This is a genomic window from Hoeflea marina (assembly GCF_003182275.1).
Classification (GTDB): Bacteria; Pseudomonadota; Alphaproteobacteria; order Rhizobiales; family Rhizobiaceae; genus Hoeflea; species Hoeflea marina.
In genome coordinates this window covers 634,616-654,404 of sequence record NZ_QGTR01000003.1, presented here as the reverse complement: position 1 = coordinate 654,404, position 19,789 = coordinate 634,616, and the positions used below count along the sequence as shown (strand labels likewise).

General features: G+C 64.4%; 17 protein-coding genes. 10 read left to right on the top strand and 7 right to left on the bottom strand.

Annotated elements, in window-relative coordinates:
- The first annotated feature begins 106 nt into the window (after nt 1-106).
- The 7 genes from cpaB to DFR52_RS14280 all read left to right on the top strand — a co-directional run bounded on the left by cpaB (nt 107) and on the right by DFR52_RS14280 (nt 8,055).
- The gene (gene cpaB, locus DFR52_RS14310; RefSeq protein WP_110032627.1) at nt 107-913 is read left to right on the top strand and encodes a Flp pilus assembly protein CpaB; all 807 of its coding nucleotides are present in this window, start codon (nt 107-109) and stop codon (nt 911-913) included.
- Between the two features lie 82 nt (nt 914-995).
- Nucleotides 996-2,474, top strand: coding sequence for a type II and III secretion system protein family protein (locus DFR52_RS14305; RefSeq protein WP_110032877.1), 1,479 nt, complete (start codon nt 996-998; stop codon nt 2,472-2,474).
- A gap of 14 nt (nt 2,475-2,488) precedes the next feature.
- Nucleotides 2,489-3,196: a CpaD family pilus assembly protein gene (locus DFR52_RS14300; RefSeq protein WP_110032626.1), complete on the top strand. Its 708-nt coding sequence runs from the start codon at nt 2,489-2,491 to the stop codon at nt 3,194-3,196.
- 58 nt (nt 3,197-3,254) lie between these two features.
- A complete protein-coding gene (locus tag DFR52_RS14295) occupies nt 3,255-4,520 on the top strand; it encodes a CtpF protein (protein ID WP_245415363.1) in 1,266 nt (421 codons plus the stop codon).
- A gap of 30 nt (nt 4,521-4,550) precedes the next feature.
- Nucleotides 4,551-6,017 carry a TadA family conjugal transfer-associated ATPase gene (locus DFR52_RS14290; RefSeq protein ID WP_110032624.1) on the top strand — a complete coding sequence of 489 codons (1,467 nt, stop codon included), beginning with the start codon at nt 4,551-4,553 and terminating at the stop codon, nt 6,015-6,017.
- Nucleotides 6,018-6,026: 9 nt separating this feature from the next.
- On the top strand, nt 6,027-7,037 hold the full coding sequence (locus tag DFR52_RS14285) for a type II secretion system F family protein (protein ID WP_110032623.1): 1,011 nt from the start codon (nt 6,027-6,029) through the stop codon (nt 7,035-7,037).
- A 10-nt stretch (nt 7,038-7,047) separates the two neighbouring features.
- A complete protein-coding gene (locus DFR52_RS14280; protein ID WP_110032622.1) occupies nt 7,048-8,055 on the top strand; it encodes a type II secretion system F family protein in 1,008 nt (335 codons plus the stop codon).
- Nucleotides 8,056-8,319: 264 nt separating this feature from the next.
- On the opposite strand, the gene DFR52_RS14275 is transcribed toward DFR52_RS14280, so the two are convergent.
- Nucleotides 8,320-9,135, bottom strand: coding sequence for a tetratricopeptide repeat protein (locus DFR52_RS14275; RefSeq protein WP_110032621.1), 816 nt, complete (start codon nt 9,133-9,135; stop codon nt 8,320-8,322).
- Nucleotides 9,136-9,270: 135 nt separating this feature from the next.
- Between DFR52_RS14275 and DFR52_RS14270 the strand changes: the two genes are divergently transcribed.
- From DFR52_RS14270 to DFR52_RS14260, 3 genes are all read left to right on the top strand, one after another.
- Nucleotides 9,271-10,668, top strand: a complete 1,398-nt coding sequence (locus tag DFR52_RS14270) for a leucyl aminopeptidase family protein (protein ID WP_110032620.1) — start codon at nt 9,271-9,273, stop codon at nt 10,666-10,668.
- 72 nt (nt 10,669-10,740) lie between these two features.
- Complete coding sequence (locus DFR52_RS14265; protein ID WP_110032619.1) at nt 10,741-11,109, top strand: MarR family transcriptional regulator; 369 nt, start codon at nt 10,741-10,743, stop codon at nt 11,107-11,109.
- The gene (locus DFR52_RS14260; RefSeq protein ID WP_110032618.1) at nt 11,106-11,957 is read left to right on the top strand and encodes a C40 family peptidase; all 852 of its coding nucleotides are present in this window, start codon (nt 11,106-11,108) and stop codon (nt 11,955-11,957) included. Before DFR52_RS14265 ends, DFR52_RS14260 begins: the two co-directional genes overlap by 4 nt.
- A gap of 10 nt (nt 11,958-11,967) precedes the next feature.
- Here the strand turns inward: DFR52_RS14260 and DFR52_RS14255 are convergent, their stop codons facing one another.
- From DFR52_RS14255 to DFR52_RS14230, 6 genes are all read right to left on the bottom strand, one after another.
- Nucleotides 11,968-12,924: a 2-hydroxyacid dehydrogenase gene (locus DFR52_RS14255; RefSeq protein WP_110032617.1), complete on the bottom strand. Its 957-nt coding sequence runs from the start codon at nt 12,922-12,924 to the stop codon at nt 11,968-11,970.
- A gap of 12 nt (nt 12,925-12,936) precedes the next feature.
- Complete coding sequence (locus DFR52_RS14250; protein ID WP_245415341.1) at nt 12,937-14,583, bottom strand: ABC transporter ATP-binding protein; 1,647 nt, start codon at nt 14,581-14,583, stop codon at nt 12,937-12,939.
- Nucleotides 14,580-15,725: an ABC transporter permease gene (locus DFR52_RS14245; RefSeq protein ID WP_110032616.1), complete on the bottom strand. Its 1,146-nt coding sequence runs from the start codon at nt 15,723-15,725 to the stop codon at nt 14,580-14,582. The genes DFR52_RS14250 and DFR52_RS14245 overlap by 4 nt, the downstream gene beginning before the upstream one ends.
- Nucleotides 15,722-16,822, bottom strand: a complete 1,101-nt coding sequence (locus DFR52_RS14240; protein WP_110032615.1) for a microcin C ABC transporter permease YejB — start codon at nt 16,820-16,822, stop codon at nt 15,722-15,724. The genes DFR52_RS14245 and DFR52_RS14240 overlap by 4 nt, the downstream gene beginning before the upstream one ends.
- Nucleotides 16,823-17,073: 251 nt before the next feature.
- Nucleotides 17,074-18,909, bottom strand: a complete 1,836-nt coding sequence (locus DFR52_RS14235; protein WP_110032614.1) for an extracellular solute-binding protein — start codon at nt 18,907-18,909, stop codon at nt 17,074-17,076.
- A gap of 254 nt (nt 18,910-19,163) precedes the next feature.
- A complete protein-coding gene (locus tag DFR52_RS14230) occupies nt 19,164-19,721 on the bottom strand; it encodes a c-type cytochrome (protein ID WP_110032613.1) in 558 nt (185 codons plus the stop codon).
- Nucleotides 19,722-19,789: the final 68 nt, after the last annotated feature.

Below are 19,789 nucleotides of genomic sequence, written 5' to 3'. Positions count from 1 at the left end.
GATAATGTTTCGTTTACCAAAAACATAAGCCAGTCATTAACCATAATTACACGATTGCTCGCGCATTCTCGGATCAGCACATCTGACATCCGTCCGAGGAAGAAGCATGAAACCCGCTCGCGTCATCATCATGGCAGTGGCCGTCCTGGCAGCCGGCGCCGCCGGCTATCTGGCCATGAGCCTGACCTCGCCGACCGTCCAGGTCACTCAATCCTCCGAGCCGGTTATCCAGCAGATGGCGTCCATCGATGTTCTCGTCGCCAAGACCGGCATGCCCGTCGGCGGCCGGCTGGGCGAGGAGTCGATGGAATGGAAGGGCTGGCCGGAAGAGGGGATGGTCGAGGGGCTGATCCGTCGCGACCAGCGCCCGGATGCCATGGCCGAACTGCAGGGGGCGGTGGTCCGTCTGCCGATCTTTCTCGGGGAGCCGCTGCGCACGGAGAAGATCGTCGATTCCTCCTCGCGCATCATGTCCTCGCTGCTGCCCGCCGGCAAGCGCGCCGTGGCAACGGAGATTTCGGTTGCCACCGGCGCAGGTGGTTTCATCCTTCCCAACGACCGCGTCGATGTGATCATGGTCCGGCGCCAGACCGGAGCCGAGGGCTTCATCACCGAAGTCATTCTGGCCAATGTGCGGGTTCTGGCCATCGACCAGCGCATCGAGGAAGACGCGGAGGGCAACCGCACCGCGGTCGGTTCGACCGCCACCCTCGAGCTGACGCCGGAACAGACGAAGATCATCACCGTTGCCCAGCAGATGGCCGACCGGCTGACGCTGGCGCTGCGCAGCGTCGCCGACGTCCAGGAACCGGACAACGAAGGCGCCAAGTACCTCTTGAGCGGCGAAGACGGATCCACCGCGATCCAGGTGATCCGTTCGGGCGCGGTCACCAATATCGGCGCCACCAATTAAAGTGCGGAGATCGAACGTGCGTCACATAGCCAAAACGCTCCTGTCGTCCATCACCAGCCTTGTTCTGGCGAGCGGCGGCTTCATGGTCGGGCTGTCGCTTGATCCCCTGTCCGGACTCTCGGTCACGTCGGTCCAGGCGGGCGAGAATGTCGTCAAGATCCGCGAGTCGGGTCCCGGCGCCACCAAGCGCATCAAGCTCGGCCTCAACAAGGCGATTGTCGTCGACCTTCCGACAGACGCGCATGATATCCTGGTCGCCGATCCGACGCTGGCCGATGCGGTGACCCGCACGTCGCGGCGAATGTATCTCTTCGGCAAGACGGTGGGACAGACCAACATCTTCGTCTTCGGTCCGAATGGCGAGGAGATCATCGCCATTGATCTGGAGATCGAGCGCGACGTCACTGGCCTCACCGCCCATCTCGCCCGCTTTCTGCCTGACTCCGACATCAAGGTGGAGATCATCTCCGACAACATCGTGCTGACCGGCAGCGTGCGTACGCCGCAGGATGCGGCACAGGCCGCCAACCTGGCCCAGATCTTCCTCTCCGGCGGCGAGGCCACCACGCGCAACATCACCGCCAACGGCTCCGACGGCAGCACCGCGGCGATCTTCGCCGAAGACCGGCAGAAATCCCAGATCGTCAATCTCTTGAAGATCGATGGCGAGGACCAGGTCACGCTGAAGGTGACGATTGCCGAGGTCAGCCGCCAGGTGCTCAAGCAGCTGGGCTTCAACACCGCGATCACCAATTCCGATGGCGTGTCGGCCTTCGGCAGCAACAATCCCGCCAATCTCGGCAAGCCGCTGGTCAGCGGCAATTTCGCGCGCCTGGCCGGTTCCATCGGCGGCCGCAGCATCTCGAGTTACATCAACGCCATGGAACAGGCCGGTGTCATGCGCACCCTGGCCGAGCCGAGCCTGACGGCGATCTCCGGCGAGCAGGCGACCTTCTATGTCGGCGGCGAGTTCAACATGACCGAGTCCCAGTCGGTGGACGCGGACACGGGCCAGCTGACCTATTCCATCAACAAGGTCGAATACGGCATCCGGCTGAATTTCACGCCGGTGGTTCTCTCGCCCGGGCGCATCAGCCTCAAGGTGCGCACCGAGGTGTCGGAGCCGACATTCGAGGGAGCGGTGTCGCTGGCCGGTGGCGGCAGCACGCCGGGAATGACCTCGTTGTCGATCAAGCGGCGGGAAGCTGAAACCTCGGTCGAACTGCCCTCGGGCGGTTCCATCGTGCTGGCCGGCCTGGTCCAGGACAATTTCCGCCAGGCGATGTCCGGCCTGCCCGGCCTGTCGAAGGTCCCGGTTCTCGGAACCTTGTTTCGCAGCAAGGATTTCGTCCGCAACGAGACCGAACTGGTCATCATCGCCACGCCCTACCTGGTCAAGCCGGTGGCGCGCACGGCGTTAGCCCGGCCCGACGACAATCTCAATCCAGCCAATGACGGCGCCGGCTTCTTCCTTGGCAAGGTCAACCGGGTCTACGGCCAAATGGAAACCGCACTGCCACCCGGCCGCTATCATGGCGCCGTCGGCTTCATCTACAAGTGATCAGGGGAAATCCGATGCAAACCAGTCTCCTTTCGCTCGCCGGCCCCGGTCACAGGCATTTGCAACGCCGCATCCGCGTCGGCACGGTGGCCCTGTCGGTCGGCCTGACGGCCCTGCTGCTGTCCGGCTGCGCCGGCCGCGGACACAGCGTCACCGTCGGCGCCATCCCCGACGACTACCGCACCAATCACCCGATCATTGTCGCCGAAAAGGAACGGGTCTTTGACATTCCCGTGGCCTCCGGCGACCGCAAACTGAGCATCTCCATGCGCGAGACGGTCCGCGGCGTGGCCAACGAATACCGTTCGGTCGCCTCGGGCACCGTGCGGATCATGGCGCCGTCCGGTTCCGCCAACGCGGGCGCAGCATCGCTGCTCGTGCGCGAAGTGGCGGAGGTGTTGCGCAAGCAGGGAGTCCCCGGAAACCGGATCATATCCACCCTCTACCAGGCATCCTACGACAACGATGCCGCTCCCATCCGGATTTCCTTCCTGGCGATCACCGCTTCGACCGCCGAATGCGGCAAGTGGTCCGAGGACATGCTGGCCGGTGGCGAGGAGAACCGCAACTACGGCAATTTCGGCTGCGCCTCTCAGAACAACATCGCCGCCCAGATCGCGAACCCCGCCGATCTTCTCGGACCACGCGGTATGACCCCGATCGACGCGTCGCGTCGGTCCAACGTGATTGACACCTATCGCGAAGACGGCGCGGCGCTCTGATGCCCGCCGCCATGCCCATCATCGAAAGCAGGACAGGCAGATGACCCATCTTGACTACATGCCCGAACTGGCTGCCGTGCCGGCTGAAGACGGCCCGCAGGGGCGGGGCGATTTCGAAAAGGTCCGCCCGCTTCCGCGCATTTCCATTCATGCCTTCTGCGAGACAGAGGGCCTGGCGAAAACGATGGAGCGCTGTGCGCAGGATCGACGGATGGCGCGGGTCAACACCCGCATCAACTCCGGCGGCATTCTCGCTGCGGCAAACATGTATGCCGGATCATCGACGCCGAACCTGCTGATTCTGGAGACCAAGGCCGATCCGTCCACGCTGATCGAGGACCTCGGCCAGTTGGCAGAGGTCTGCGATCCCGACACACGGGTGGTCATGATCGGTCACATCAACGATGTGACGCTCTACCGGGAGCTGATCCGCAACGGCGTGTCCGAGTACATCGTCGCCCCGGTGTCGATGGCCGACATCATCGGCGTCATCTCGACGATCTTCGTCGACCCCGATTCCGAACCGCTCGGTCGCTCCATCGCCTTCATCGGCGCCAAGGGCGGTGTCGGCTCCTCGACACTGGCCCACAATTGCGCCTGGAACATCTCGAACCTGTTTTCCAGCGAAACGATCCTGTGCGATCTTGACCTTGCGTTTGGTACTGCCAATCTCAATTTCAACAATGATCCGCCGCAGGGGATCGCCGAAGCGGTGTTCTCCCCCGAGCGTCTGGATGAGGTGTTTCTCGACCGTCTGCTGACAAAGTGCTCCGAGCATCTGTCCATGCTGGCGGCGCCGTCGATGCTCGATCGCACCTATGATTTTTCCGGCGACGCCTTCATGCCGATCATCGACCTTATCCAGCGCAACGCGCCGGTGTCGATCTACGATCTGCCGCACGCCTGGAACGAGTGGACCCGCAAGGTGCTGTGCCAGGTCGACGAGATCGTCATCACGGCGACGCCGGATCTGGCCAATCTGCGCAACACGAAGAATCTCTTCGACACGCTCAAGAAGCTCCGCCCCAACGATCGCCTGCCGATTCTGGTGCTCAATCAGGTCGGCATGACCAAGCGGCCCGAGATCGCTCCCGACGTCTTCTGCGAACCGCTCGGCATCGAGCCCGTCGCCATCATCGGTTTTGACGCGCAGCTGTTCGGCGATGCCGCCAATTCCGGGCTGATGATCGCCGAGACCAGCGCCAGATCGCCGGTGGCCGAATCGCTGTCCCAGCTTGCCCATGTGGTGACGGGGCGCGCCGAGGTGAAGAAACGCAAGAAGGTCGGGCTGGCCGGCCTGATGAGCAAGCTGTCCCGCAAATAGTCTTCAGCCAGTACAGAGTGGAACAAAGTGATGTTTGGCAAGCGCACCAATGACGGACCAGGCCATGCGCCGCAGCCCAAGCCCGCTATGGCGCCGGCTGCGGCTGCGGCCGCCGTGGCGCCGGCCCCGGCGCAACCGGCCGTGCCCGCGGTTTCGGTGCAGCAGACTCCGATGCGGAAGGATGATCCGGTCGTCCGCAAGAAGGCGAGCCGTGACGAGGCCTATTACGACACCAAGTCGCAGGTCTTCTCCGCGCTCATCGACACGATCGACCTGTCTCAGCTGGCAAAGCTCGATGCCGAAAGCGCGCGCGAGGAAATCCGCGACATCGTCAACGACATCATCACCATCAAGAACATCGCGCTGTCGATCGCCGAGCAGGAGGAACTGCTCGACGACATCTGCAATGACGTTCTGGGCTACGGACCGCTGGAGCCGCTGCTGGCCCGCGACGACATCTCCGACATCATGGTCAACGGCGCCGGCCGGACCTACATCGAAGTCGCCGGCAAGGTCCTCGAATCGGAGGTGCGATTCCGCGACAACGGCCAGCTTCTGTCGATCTGCCAGCGAATCGTCAGCCAGGTCGGCCGTCGTGTCGATGAATCCAGTCCGATCTGCGACGCCCGTCTTCCCGACGGCTCGCGCGTCAATGTCATCGCCCCGCCGCTGGCCATCGACGGCACTGCGCTCACCATCCGCAAGTTCAAGAAGGACAAGCTCACGCTCGACCAGTTGGTCCGCTTCGGCGCCATCACGCCGGAAGGCGCGACCATCCTGCAGATCATCGGTCGAGTCCGCTGCAATGTCGTCATTTCCGGCGGTACCGGCTCTGGCAAGACGACGCTGCTCAACTGCCTCACCGCCTATATCGACCTCGATGAGCGTGTCATCACCTGCGAGGATTCGGCGGAGCTTCAGCTGCAGCAGCCCCATGTGGTGCGACTGGAAACCCGTCCGCCCAACATCGAGGGCGAAGGCGAAATCACCATGCGCGAGCTGGTCAAGAACTGCCTGCGCATGCGGCCCGAACGCATCATCGTCGGCGAGGTGCGCGGTCCGGAAGTGTTCGATCTTCTGCAGGCCATGAACACCGGTCACGACGGCTCGATGGGCACGATCCACTCCAACAGCCCGCGCGAATGCCTCAGCCGCATGGAATCGATGATTGCCATGGGCGGGTTCTCGCTGCCTGCCAAGACCGTGCGAGAGATCATTTCCGGCTCGGTCGACATCATCATCCAGGCCGCGCGCCTGCGCGACGGGTCGCGCCGGATCACCCACATCACCGAGGTGATGGGCATGGAAGGCGATGTCATCATCACGCAGGACCTGATGAAATACGAGATTCTCGGCGAGGACGCCGCCGGCAAGATCATCGGCGAGCATCGCTCGACCGGCATCGGCAAGCCTCATTTCTGGGATCGGGCCCGTTACTTCGGCGAAGACAAGCGGCTGGCGACAGCGCTTGATTCGATGGAAAAGATGACATCGTAGGAGTCTGACGTGTTTGGTCTGGATATCATGGTCGTCGCCATCATTGGGCTTGCCGCGCTGTCGGCCGGAGCGCTGGGCTACGGCGTGCTCTACAACCGGATCGATTCGGAACGGAAGACGGAAGGCCGCATCCGCAGGGTCGGGGCGGCAGAAACCGACCGCACCAAGGTCGTCGCCGCGCGCGACCGCATGGCGGAAGCCAACAAGCGCCGCAAGTCGCTGCAGGATCAGCTGAAGACCCTCGAGGACAAGCAGAAGGAAAACGACCGCCGCAAGGCGCCGCCCATGAAGGACCGCATCGCCCAGGCCGGGCTGGTCATGACGGTGAAGACGTTCAACACGATCTCGATCGTGCTGGGACTTGTTGCCGGTCTTCTGGCCTTTCTCGCCAATGGCAACCCGCTCATCGCGCTCGGCGTGCTGATTGTCGCCGGGGCGGGCCTGCCGAGATGGGCGATCGGGTTCCTGCGCAGCCGCCGCATGAAGGCCTTCCTCAACGAATTTCCCAACTCGCTGGACGTGATGGTCCGATCGATCAAATCGGGCCTGCCGCTCAACGATTCGATCCGAATGATTGCCAGCGAGGGCCAGGAACCGGTTCGCACCGAGTTCAAGCGGATCATCGAGGCGCAGCAGATGGGCCTGGGTGTCCCCGAGGCCTGCGGCCGGCTCTACAGCCGGGTGCCGCTGTCGGAAGCCAACTTCTTCGCCATCGTCATCGCCATCCAGGCGCAGGCAGGCGGCAACCTGTCGGAAGCGCTGGGCAACCTGTCGCGCGTGCTGCGTGACCGCAAGAAGATGAAGGCGAAGGTCAATGCGCTGTCGATGGAAGCCAAGGCGTCCGCCTGGATCATCGGCGCCCTGCCCTTCATCGTCGCGACACTCGTCTATCTGACTTCGCCCGAATACATGATGATCCTGTTCACCGATCAGCGCGGCCACTTCATCCTGGCCGCTTCCGGGATCTGGATGGTCATTGGTGTGCTGGTGATGCGCAACATGATCAATTTCGACCTGTAGGGGCAGCGCCATGTTCTCCATCCTCATGTCTTCCCTGACCGACCCGGCTTATCTGATCCCCATCCTGGTTTCGGTTGCCGTCTTTGCGACGCTGTTCACCGTGCTGGTCCCCTACTTCGAGACCGGGGATCTCGACAAGCGGATGAAATCCGCCGCCCTCGAGCGCGACGAAATCCGCGCGCGCGAACGGGCGCGGCTCAATGCGGACCAGTCCCGGGGCAGCAAGGGCGGGCTGCGCGCCCACAACAACTCGTCGGTTCGCCAGGTCGTCGACCAGCTCAATCTGCGCAAGGCGCTGGTGGACGATGCCACCGTGGCCAAGCTGCGCGCCGCGGGCTACCGCACCCAGAACGCGTTGAACATGTTCCTGCTGGCCCGTCTGGTCCTGCCCTTCGTCTTCCTGGCCGCCACGGTGGTCTATGTCTTCGTCCTGGAGCATCTGGTCGACAAGCCCTTCACCGTCCGGGTGCTGGCCTGCATCGTCGGCGCTTATGTGGGGTTCTATGCGCCCAACATATTCGTCTCCAATCAGTCCAAGAAACGCCAGGCATCGATCAAGAAGGCCTGGCCGGATGCCCTCGACCTGATGCTCATCTGCGTGGAATCGGGGGTCTCCATCGAAGCCGCCATGAAGCGGGTGGCGGAAGAGATCTCGGTCCAGTCACCGCCGCTGGGCGAGGAATTCGTGCTGACCACGGCCGAACTCAGCTATCTCCAGGACCGGCGCATGGCGTTCGAGAACCTGGGCAACCGCACCGGCCTGGACACGGTCAAGTCGGTCACCCAGGCGCTGATCCAGTCAGAACGCTACGGCACGCCGATCGCGCAGGCCTTGCGGGTGCTGGCCCAGGAAAGTCGCGATATCCGGATGAACGAAGCCGAGAAGAAGGCCGCCGCTTTGCCGCCGAAGCTGACGGTGCCGATGATCCTGTTCTTCCTGCCGGTGCTCATTGCCGTCATTCTCGGCCCAGCCATGATCCAGGTCTCTGACAACTTCCAGGGCGGCCTGCCGAACTGACCGGCGGATCTTCCGGACGCCACATCAGGCCTGGGGCGCCGTTGGCGTCTGGGAATGGCGCGGACCGCCCCGGCCGGTCGGGCCGCCGGCTGCACGCGGGGTCCGCGATGCATGCCGTGGCGGAGCGTTGCGTCGGATTGAGCGTCGGGCCCCGAGGGGGCCTTGGGTGTGGCAGTGGATGGTTCCGGCCTTTCCCGCGCGCGCCGGGGCGTTACCCCGGACACGGCCGGACGATGCGGCTCCGGTCGCTTGTCGCGGCTGCGATCAGTTGGTGGCCTTGTCCGCGTCCGACAGCTTGCTCCAGGCATTCTGCTGGCTCAGCATCGCCCTGAGATAGGCCACATTGGCCTGGGCCTGGTCGGGGGACAGCTCGCCGCGCGCAATGTGCTCGGCTTCGTCGAAGCGGCCCTGGAGGCCGACCACCAGCGCCAGGTTCTGCCGGACCCGGCTGTCGGCCGCCGGCTGCTGCGAGGCGGAGCGCATATAGGTCTCGGCCGTCTTGAGGTCGCCCTGCAGCAGATAGGACATGCCCAGATTGGACAGCACCGACGGCTCGTTCGGCCGTTGCTCGAGCGCCTGCCGGTAGGCAGCGCGCGCGCCGGCGGTGTCGCCGAGCTGGTCGCGGACGGCTCCTTCCGCCGACAGCAATTGCCAGTCCGGACGATCCGGTGTCTGCGAGCGCTGGATGGCGTCAAGCGCCTTGTCGAACTGGCCCGCGCCGGCCAGCGCCTTGCCATAGGCGGACAGCACGTTGCGGTCGGTGGGATTGTGGATCGCCACCTGCTCCATCACGGCCAGCGCCTGGTCATTGTTGCCCGTCATCCGCAGCACCGAAGCGTAGCTCATGCCGACGGCGGCGTCCTTGGGGTTCTTGTCGTAGGCGCGGCCGAGTTTCTGCGCCGCACCGCTGAGTTCGCGTTCGTTCATCGATTCGACCGGCTTGTTCAGCGTCGGAATCGAGCCCGTGTGCATCGGGCCGCGCGCGGCGCAGCCGCCCAGCGTCGACAGCACCAGCAGGCCGATGGCGGCGCCGGCCAGCAGCGGACGGCGGGAGGTGGATGAACTGTTCGTGTGCGACATCGGTCGTTACCCCGGGGTTTTCAGCGGCGCGGGCCGCAAGGGCCGCAAAGCCGTATTCCTCCTTCAAGCAATATTCTGTTAACCCTAATCAACCGTTAACGAGTGATTCCCCGCCGGGGCAGAAGAGGAGTTTTCATGGCGCCGCATCAGCATTCCGATCGGACGAGCCCGTTTGCGAGCATGTCGGGCGAAAGCCTGCCAGTGTGGGCCGTGACCAAGGCCGATCTCGATCGCGGGCATTTTGACAAGACGGCCCTCGCCTGGGCGCAGAGCGCTGGCTTCAAGGCGGCCGAGGGCAGTCTGCTGCTGGTCCCCAACCGCTACGGCAAGCTTGCCGGCGCCCTCTTCGGCCTCGGCGAGGCCGGCCGCACCCACCCTTTCGCCGCCGGCCGGCTGGCCCGCCTGTTGCCCGAAGGGGACTGGCACATCGAGACCTCGCCGATGCCCGGCGAACAGATGGCGCTCGCCTTCGCCATGGGCGCCTACCGGTTTGACGCCTACAGGACCGGATCTCCGAATGGAGCCCGGATCGTCATCCCCGGCGATGCGGATGCAGCGGCCGTCGAGCGGACGAATGCGGCGGTCAGCCTGGCGCGCGACCTCATCAACACGCCCGCCAACGACATGGGCCCGGCCAAGCTCGAAGCGGCGTTCCGGGCGCTGGCCCGGCATTACAAGGCAAAGGTCACCGTCACCGCAGGCGACGAACTTCTCGCCGGTGACCTGCCGATGATCCATGCCGTCGGCCGCGCCGCCGCCGAGGCGCCGCGCCTGCTTGAACTGCGCTGGGGCAAGAAATCGGCCCCGAAGATAACCCTGGTGGGAAAGGGCGTCTGCTTCGACACCGGCGGTCTCGACATCAAGCCGTCGTCCGGCATGCTGCTGATGAAGAAGGACATGGGCGGGGCGGCCAATGTGATGGGGCTTGCGCTGATGATCATGGATGCCGGCCTGCCCGTCAGCCTGCGCGTGCTGGTGCCCGCGGTCGAGAACTCGATTTCCGCCGATGCCTTCCGGCCCGGCGACGTGCTCCGCAGCCGCAAGGGCCTGTCGGTGCAGATCGACAACACCGATGCCGAGGGCAGGCTGGTGCTGGCCGACGCGCTGGCGCTGGCTTGCGAGGAAGAGCCGGACCTGATCATCGACATGGCCACGCTCACCGGCGCCGCCCGGGTGGCGCTCGGTCCCGATCTGCCGCCCTTCTACACCGACGACGAAGCGCTGGCCGGCGAGATCGCGGCCGCGGCCCTCGATGTCGCCGATCCGGTCTGGCGCCTGCCGCTCTACAGGCCCTATGAGACCATGCTGGAAACCAAGATCGCGGATCTGACCAATGCGCCGGCGGGCGGCTTTGCCGGATCCATCACCGCCGCGCTGTTTCTCAAGCGGTTCGTGGAGCCCGGCATCAGCTGGGCGCATTTCGACATTTTCGGCTGGAATCCGAAGGAGCAGCCGCACGCCCAGGTCGGCGGCGAGGCCCAGGCAATCCGCGCGCTGTTCGCGGTGCTGTCGGACCGCTATCCGGCGGGATGAATTCTCGCCTTGCGGAGCCGCCGGGATTGCGTCACCATGAAACGGTACCGTAACAAGCTTTAAAGAGTAGCCATGTCCATTGATCTCCGGCCGTCCCAGGCCCTTGGCCTCTGGCATGCAGCGACGCTTGAGCATTTGCGGATCATCGGCCCCGACCTGACCATACGGCAGATGGCGATCCTGCTGCACATCTATCTGGCGCCGCCGCCCCACACCGTGCGTGGCCTGGCGGCCCGCCTGGGGGTGACCAAGCCGGTCATCACCAGGGCGCTCGACACGATGGGTGCGATGAGCCTGGTCAAGCGGGTGCGGGACGACAGGGACAAGCGCAATGTGATCATCAAGCGCACCGTTGAAGGTGCATTGTTTGTGGAGAAACTCGGCGATATCATCATTGCCGAAGGCCGGAAACTGCCGGACCGCGACGGAGCACGTGCATGAGCGACACTCTCGACCACCGCGTCAACGCCTACCGACCCGACCTCGCCGACCGGCGGCTTGCCGGCCGGGTGGAGGCGGGTGCCTTCGCCGACGGGCAGGCGGCGCGCATCGTGGTGCCGGTGGCCGATCTGCGGCGCAGGCCGGACCTCGGCTCCGGCATCGACACCCAGGCTCTGATGGGCGAGGATGTCCGCGTGTTCGACAGGGCCGACGGCTGGGCCTGGGTTCAGCTGGCGGCCGACTCCTATGTGGGTTACCTGCCAGAGGCCTCTTTGGCGGGCGGCGCCGGCACTTCCACCCACCTGGTGACTCGCCAGCGCAGCTTCGTCTATCCCGGTCCGGACCTCCGCTTCCCGGTTGTGCATGCGCTTTCCATGGCGAGCCGCATCACCGTCATCGGCGAGGCCGAGACCCGCGGGACCCGCTATCTGCTGCTCGATGACGGCACCGCCGTGATTGCCGCCCATTGCCGCCCGCTCGTTGACGCGGACCCGGTCACGGTGGCCGCGCTGATGATCGAGACGCCCTATCTGTGGGGCGGCCGCTCCGGCTTCGGCATCGATTGTTCAGGCCTCGTGCAGCTGGCGCTGGGAATGGCCGGCAAGCGGGCGCCGCGCGATTCCGATCAGCAGGCGGCGAGCCTCGGCGAGGTCATCGATCCCTCCCGCAATGGCCTGCGCCGGGGAGATCTGGTGTTCTGGAAGGGCCATGTCGCCTTTCTCGAGGACGAGAGGACGATCCTGCATGCCTCCGGCGGAACCATGACGGTGACGCGCGAGCCGCTGGCCGACGCCATCGCCCGCATCATGCCGCTGTACGGCGAGCCCACATTGTACCGCCGGCCCTGAGGTCCTCGGCTCAGTAGCCGGCGCTGCGGTCGACCAGGTTTGCGAGGTCGGCGCCGCGGTCGTGGGCATCCATCTGTGCGATCATCGGCCCGATCAGGCTTGACGGAATGGATGCGCCCGCGCAATGCGGCGTGACAGTCACCTTCGGGTGGCTCCAGAACGGGCTGTCGCGATCCAGCGGCTCCTTGCAGAACACATCAAGCGTCGCCGCGCTCAGCGTGCCGTCGTCGAGCGCCGCCAGGATATCGGCCTCGTTCTGGAGACCGCCGCGTCCGGCATTGATCAGCACAGGCGCGCCCAGCGGCCCGCGCTTGCTCATCTGGCAGAACAGCGTGGCGTCGAGAATGCCGGTTGTGTCGCCGGTCAGCGGCAGCAGCACCACGAAGATGTCGGCTGAGGCGAGAAAATCCGCGAGCCCTTCCGCGCCGGAATGGCAGCTGATGCCGTCGATGCTCCTGGCCGTGCGCGACCAGCCGCTAAGACTGTAGCCGATCGCCCGGAGCTTCGCGGCTGCGTCGCGCCCGAGCTCTCCCAGCCCCATCATGCCGACGGTGATGTCGGCGGCGGCGCACTGGTTCTTGTCTTCGCTCCAGACATGAGCGGCCTGCTGCGCCCGGTAGCACGGACCGCGGCGATGGTGGTCGAGCACCTGCCAGACCACATACTCGCTCATCCGCGTCGTCAGGTCGGGGGAGACCACCCGGACGATCGGCACGTCGGGGACGGTCGGGTCATTGAACACATGATCCACTCCGGCACCGAGCGAGAAGATCGCCTTGAGATTGGGAAGTCTCGACAGCAGGCCCGGCGGCTGTTTCCACACCACCGCATAATCAATGCTCGGGTCGACGTCACCGTCGGGCGCCAGCACCACCTCCCGGGCCGGCGCCTTGGCGGCGAACTCGGCCAGCCAGAAGTCGGTATCCCAGCCCGTGGCGGCCAGCAATATGCGTCCCTTGTCGCCCATCGGCCCGAAGTCCTACTGGTTGAGAGCGCCGTCGGGCGCCGTTTCGAGATTGAAGGCGGCGGCCATCAGCGCCTTGGTGTAGTCGTGCCGCGGGCGATCGAAGATATCGTCAGCCGAACCCTGCTCCACCACGCGCCCGGCGCGCATGACGATCACGTCGTTGGCGAGCGCGCGGACCACCTTGAGATCGTGGCTGATGAAGAGGTAGCCGAGATTGTGCTTGAGCTGAAGCTCGCGCAGCAGATCGACCACCTGCGCCTGCACGCTCATGTCGAGCGCCGAGGTCGGCTCGTCAAGCATGACGAAGCGGGGCTTGAGCACCATCGCCCGCGCGATGGCGATGCGCTGCCGCTGGCCGCCCGAGAATTCATGCGGGTAGCGCCAGCGCGTCGTGGCGTCGAGGCCCACCTCGGCCAGGGCTTCGGCCACCTGCCGGTCCCGCTCGTCGGCGGACAGTTTCGGCGCATGCACTGCCAGTCCCTCGCCGACGATGTCGGCCACCGACATGCGCGGGCTGAGCGAGCCGTAGGGATCCTGGAACACCACCTGCATAGCCGAGCGCAGCGGCCGCATCTCCTCGAAGCTGCGCCGATGCAGGTCCTCGCCCTCGAAGCGGATTTCGCCCTCCGAGCGGATGAGCCGCATCAGCGCCAGGCCGAGCGTCGTCTTGCCCGAGCCGGATTCGCCGACGACGCCCAGGGTCTGCCCGGCGCGCAGCGTCAGCGACAGGCCATCGACGGCCTTGATGTGATCGACAGTCTTGCGCAGGAAGCCCTTGCGGACCGGAAACCAGACCTTGATGTCGCGCGCTTCCATCAGCTTGGCCGCGTTCCGATCGGTGCGCGGCGGCCGGCCTTTCGGCTCCGCCGCCAGCAGGTGCCGGGTGTATTCGTGCTGCGGATTGGCAAACAGCTCTGCCGTCGGTCCGGTCTCGACGATCTCGCCATCGGTCATCACGCAGACCCGGTCGGCGATCTTGCGCACGATGCCGAGATCATGGGTGATGAACAGCATCGCCATGTCGTGCTTCGATTTAAGCCCGTGCAACAGTTCCAGGATCTGCGCCTGCACCGTGACGTCGAGCGCCGTCGTCGGCTCGTCGGCGATCAGCAGTTCGGGCCGGTTGGCCAGCGCCATGGCGATCATCACCCGCTGGCGCTGTCCGCCCGACAGCTGGTGCGGATAGGACATCAGCCGCTTTTCCGGGTCGCGGATGCCGACCTGGTCGAGCAGCGCGATGACTTCGCTGCGCGCTTCCGTCTTCCGGATGCCGCGATGCAGGTGCAGGATCTCGCCGATCTGCCGCTCGACCGTGTGCAGCGGGTTGAGCGAGGTCATCGGCTCCTGGAAGATCATGGTGATGTCGTTGCCACGCACGCCGCGCAGGTCCGCTTCGGATGCCGACAGCAGGTCATGCCCCTTGAACAGGATCTCGCCGGTCGGGTGGCTTGCCATCGGGTAGGGCAGCAGCCTGAGCACCGACAGCGCTGACACCGACTTGCCCGATCCGGATTCGCCCACCAGCGCCACCGTCTCGCCGCGGCGGATGTCGAACGAGATCCGGTTGACCGCGGTCTGGCTCTTGCCGCCCTGGTGGAACGCCACCGACAGGTCGCGCACCGACAGCAGCGGGTCGTCGGATTTCGGGACGGCGCTCACTTGAAGGTCTTTCTGGGATCGAAGGCGTCCCTTGTCGCTTCGCCGATGAAGATGAGAAGCGACAGCATGATGGAGATGCTGAAGAAGGCGGAGAACCCCAGCCACGGCGCTTGCAGGTTGCGGGTGGCCTGGGCAATCAGTTCACCGAGCGATGGCGATCCCGGAGGCAGGCCGAAGCCGAGGAAGTCGAGCGAGGTCAGGGTCGTGATCGAGCCCGACAGGATGAAGGGCATGAAGGTGAGTGTCGCCACCATGGCGTTGGGCAGAAGATGTCGGAACATGATCGTGATGTTGCTGACGCCGAGTGCGCGCGCGGCGTTGACATATTCGAAGTTGCGGCCGCGCAGGAACTCCGCCCGGACCACGCCGACCAGCGACACCCAGGAAAACAGGAGCATGATGCCGAGCAGGACCCAGAAGCCCGGCGGCAGGATGGCGGCAATGATCAGCAGGATGTAGAGCACCGGCATCGAGGACCAGATCTCGATGAAGCGCTGCATAAGCAGGTCTGTCCAACCGCCGAAATAGCCCTGTACCGCGCCGGAGGCGATACCGATCACCGCCGAGAACAGCGTCAGAACCAGCCCGAACAGCACCGAGATGCGGAAGCCGTAGATCATGCGCGCCAGCACGTCGCGGGCCTGATCGTCGGTTCCGAGCCAGTTCATGTTGCCGAGCCTGCATTCGGGGTCCTCGGCCTGGAGTGGATAGGCCGAGCAGCGCTGCTCCTTGTCCATCATCCAGAACGGCGGCGTCGGCGCCGAATGCGGGATGTAGGAATTGACGCTGCGGTAGGAATAGCGCACTGGCGGCCAGATCATCCAGCCATTCGCCTCGATCTCCTCCTGGATGAAGGGATCGCGATAGTCGGTGACGGCGAGGAAGCCGCCGAATTTCTCGTCGGGATAGTCCACCAGCACGGGATAGAGGATCTCGCCCTTGTAGTAGGCGAGAATCGGTTTGTCATTGGCGATGAATTCGGCGAGCAGGCAGGCCACGAAAAGGATCAGGAACAGCCACAGCGACCAGTAGCCGCGCCGGTTGGCGCGGAAATTTGCCCAGCGGCGCTTGTTGGTCGGAGAGAGGAACCCCTTCGGTCGTCCGCTGATCTCGGGTTCGGGTTTGGTCAGGGTCGAGGTCATCCCACATCCCGCTTTTCGAAGTCGATGCGCGGATCGACCCAGGTGTAGACCAGATCGGAAACCAGGCCGATCACCAGGCCCATCAGCGAGAAGATGAACAGCGTGGCAAACACCACCGGATAATCGCGATTGACCACCGACTGGAAGCCGAGCCGCCCCAGCCCGTCGAGCGAGAAGATGGTCTCGATCAGCAGCGATCCGGAGAAGAAGGCGGTGATGAAGGCGCCGGGAAAACCGGCGATGATGATCAGCATCGCGTTGCGGAACACATGCCGGTAGAGCACCTGCCGATCGGTCAGTCCCTTGGCCCGCGCGGTGGTGACATACTGCTTGCCGATTTCGTCGATGAAGGAATTCTTGGTCAGGAGCGTCGTGGTGGCGAAGGCCGAGAGCGACAGGGCCAGCAGCGGCAGGGCCAGATGCCAGAAATAGTCGAGGATCTTGCCGCCAAGGCTGAGCTGGGCGAAATTGTCCGACGTCAGTCCGCGGAGCGGGAACCAGTCCAGGAACGAGCCGCCGGCGAACAGCACGATCAGCAGGATCCCGAACAGAAATCCCGGTACCGCATAGGCGACGATGATGATGCCGGAGGTCCAGACATCGAAGCGGGAGCCGTCGCTGATCGCTTTCTTGATGCCGAGCGGAATCGAGATGATGTAGGAAATCAGCAGGATCCATACACCGAGCGAGATCGACACCGGCAGTTTCTCCGCGATCAGGTCGATGACCGAGATGTTGCGGAAGAAACTCTCGCCGAAATCGAAGCGGGCATAGTTCCACATCATCTCGCCGAAGCGCTGCAGCGGCGGCTTGTCGAATCCGAACTGCTTCTCCAGCTTGGCGATGAAGGCCGGGTCGAGCCCCTGCGCGCCGCGGTACTGTGAACTGATGTCAGCGCTGGAGCCAGGGCCGGCCGCCAGCATGTCGCCGCCGCCGGATATCCTGCCGCCGGTGGAATCGCCCTGACCGGTCAGATCGGCGATGACCTGTTCGACCGGGCCGCCGGGCGCGAACTGGATGACGGCGAAGGAAATGGCCATGATGCCGACGATGGTCGGGATCATCAACAGCAGCCGCCGCAGGATATAGGCGCCCATCAGATCCGGCCCCGACGCTCGGCCCGTCCGGGAGCGGCGCCGCAGCGCTGCCGCGCAATCCGGAGTCCCGGACATGGTCCGGGCCCGTGGCCTGCCGCATGGTTCTGCGGCGTTGTCGAAACCGTCCTGCCCGGAAAACCTCTAGCGCCTGGCTTGTAAATCACGTCGTCCCATTCCCCGCGGCGCGCGCGCCGGGTTGATTCGGTATCGGGCAATTTGGAGTCCAAGCGAGCGCTCATTGCAAGTGCCGATTAGCCGCCCGCTTCCGTGGACCACCAGACATCGGGAAATCCGATGCTGTAGTAGGGAAACTCGGCCGGGTGGGTGAGGCTCTTGTAATAGGCGATCTTGTACGCCTTGCTGTAGAAGAGCGGCATCACGTAGTGATGCGCAAGCAGCACGCGATCCAGCGCATGAACGGTGGCGACAAGCTCCTCGCGTGACTTGACGAAAACGATGCGGCGGATCAGTTCGTCGATCGCCGGATCGGAGATCCCGGCGTAATTGCGGCTTCCCTCCTGGTCGGCGGAGCTCGATCCCCAATAATTGTACTGCTCGTTGCCGGGGATCAGTCCCTGTGCCCAGACCACCCAGATCATGTCGTAGTCGAAGCTTCGAATCCGGTATGTGTATTGCGAGGTGTCGGGCGAACGAAGCGTGACATTGATGCCGATCCGCTTGAGATTGTTGACATAGGGGAGAACCGATCGCTCGAGCGAGGCGCTTGCCAGCAGGACCTCGAAACCGAAAGGCTCTCCCGTGGCGGCATTGACGAGCGAGGTTCCCCTGAGCTCGTAGCCAGCTTCCTTGAACAGTTGCAGCGCCTTGCCGAGATTGGCGCGGTTCTTCTGGGCGTCGCCGCCCACCGGGTTGGTGTAGGGCGTGGTGAAGACTTCCGGCGGAACCGGGTGGCCGAGTTCCTGCAGGATCTCCTTTTCCCGTCCCTCGGGGAGGCCCGATGACGCCAGTTCCGTGCCCCAAAAGTAGCTGTCGATGCGGGTCAGGCCTCCATAGGCGAGGGTCTGGTTCATCTGCTCGAAATCGAAGGCGTAGTTGAGCGCGCGGCGGACCCGCACATCCTTGAACTTCTCGCGCCGCATGTTCGGGACCAGGGCCTGCATGATCCCGACCGCCCGCAACGGGTTCTCGACTTCCTCGCGCTTGACGCTGCCATTGGCGACGGCGGGAAAGTCGTAGCCGGTCACCCAGCGGCTGGACGAGTTTTCCTGCCGGTAATCGATCAGGCCGGCCCGGAACGCCTCCAGTTCAACATTGGCGTCGCCGAAATAGGTGTAGCTGATCGCGCCGAAATTGTTCTGGCCGACATTGACGTTGAGATCCTTGCCCCAGTAGTCGTCGCGCAATTCGTAACGGATGGTGGATCCCGCGGAAAAGGAGGCGACCCGGTAGGGACCGGAGCCCATCACCGGCTCGAGCGTGGTCTGGCTGATGTCGCGCTTCTGACCGTCCGGACCCTCGCCCTCCCACCAGTGCTTGGGGACGACCAGGAGCTGACCCAGGATCAACGGAAGCTCGCGGTTGTTCGTCTCATCGAAACGAAACGTCACGTCGCGCTCCCCGGTCTTTTCGGCAGACTTGACGTGGCTGTAATAGCTCATCTGCAGGGGGTTGTATTCCTTGACGCTCTCGAAGCTGAAGATGACGTCCTCGGGTGTCACCGGCTGGCCGTCGGCCCAGCGCGCCTCGGCGCGAAGCCGGAACGTGGCGCTGGAAATGTCATCGGGATAGCTCAGGCTTTCGGCCAGCAGGCCATAAGCGGTGGAGACCTCGTCATCCGAGGACTTGAGCAGGGTATCGAAGATCAGGCCCATTCCGTTGGCGATATCGCCCTTGGACAGGATCGGGTTGAACGTGTCGAAGGTGCCTTCCTCGGAGAGCCGGAGCTGCCCGCCCTTCGGCGCATCCGGGTTGACGTAGCCGAAGTGGTCGAAGCCCTTCTCGTATTTGGGCTCTCCCAGAACCGATGCCGCGTGGCGCCATTGCTCCTGCGCCTGCGCGCCGAGGACCGCCACAAAGAGGCAAAAGAAGGTTCCGATGAGGCTGAGGGGGCGCAAGGCGATCGGCATTTGGTTCTCCTGGATGTCGGTCCACCCAGACTAAGGCATTCTGCGGCCAAAAACAGGCGGAATGACCCAACGTGTCCATTTTTGACCGGACTGTCGGCGGCAGGCCGGCACTTTCTCCATAGCGGGTCGCCGATGCGGCAACGAAAAGGCCGGGACTTGCCCGGCCTCTCTGGTTCGTTCTCTGGCGGCGGCATCCCGCCGATGAGCCATGGGTCCTGCTCCCTGTGGGAGCGGCCACGGCGCCTGGTGTCGCCTCAGTTGGTCGGCAGCGGCACCGGGCTGTCGGACAGAGAATGCAGATAGGCGATCACGTCGGCGCGCTCGTCATCCTTCTTCAGGCCGGCAAAGCCCATCGCGGTGCCCGGAACGTACTTCTTCGGGCCGGCGAGGAAATGGTTGAGATGCTCGTCGTCCCAGACCTTGGCGCCGCCTTCGGCAAATTCCTTCATGGCGGAGGAATAATTGAAGCCCTCATGGCTTGCGACCGGGCGGTTGACCACGCCCCACATGCCGGGGCCGACCTTGTTGGCGCTGGACGGATCGTTGGAATGGCAGGCCGCGCACTTCTTGAAGATGGTCTCGCCCTTGGCGACGTCTGCGCTGGCCAGCAGCGGACCGATCGGCGTGACTTCCGCGGCTGCCGGTGCGGCGCCTTCGCCGGCTGCCGGAGCGTCGGCAACCTCGATGGCAAAGCCCTCCGTCGCCGGTTCCGGGGAATGGAAGATGCCTTCGGAAACCAACGAGACAGTCATCAGGACGAAAACCACACCAAGGAAAGCCCCGGCTGCAACGTTGAGGTATGAGGAGTTCATGTTTTGCCGCTCCGTTTGGGTTCAGCGCCGCGGACGTCGAACCGGTCTTGAATTCGCGCGGAACCTAT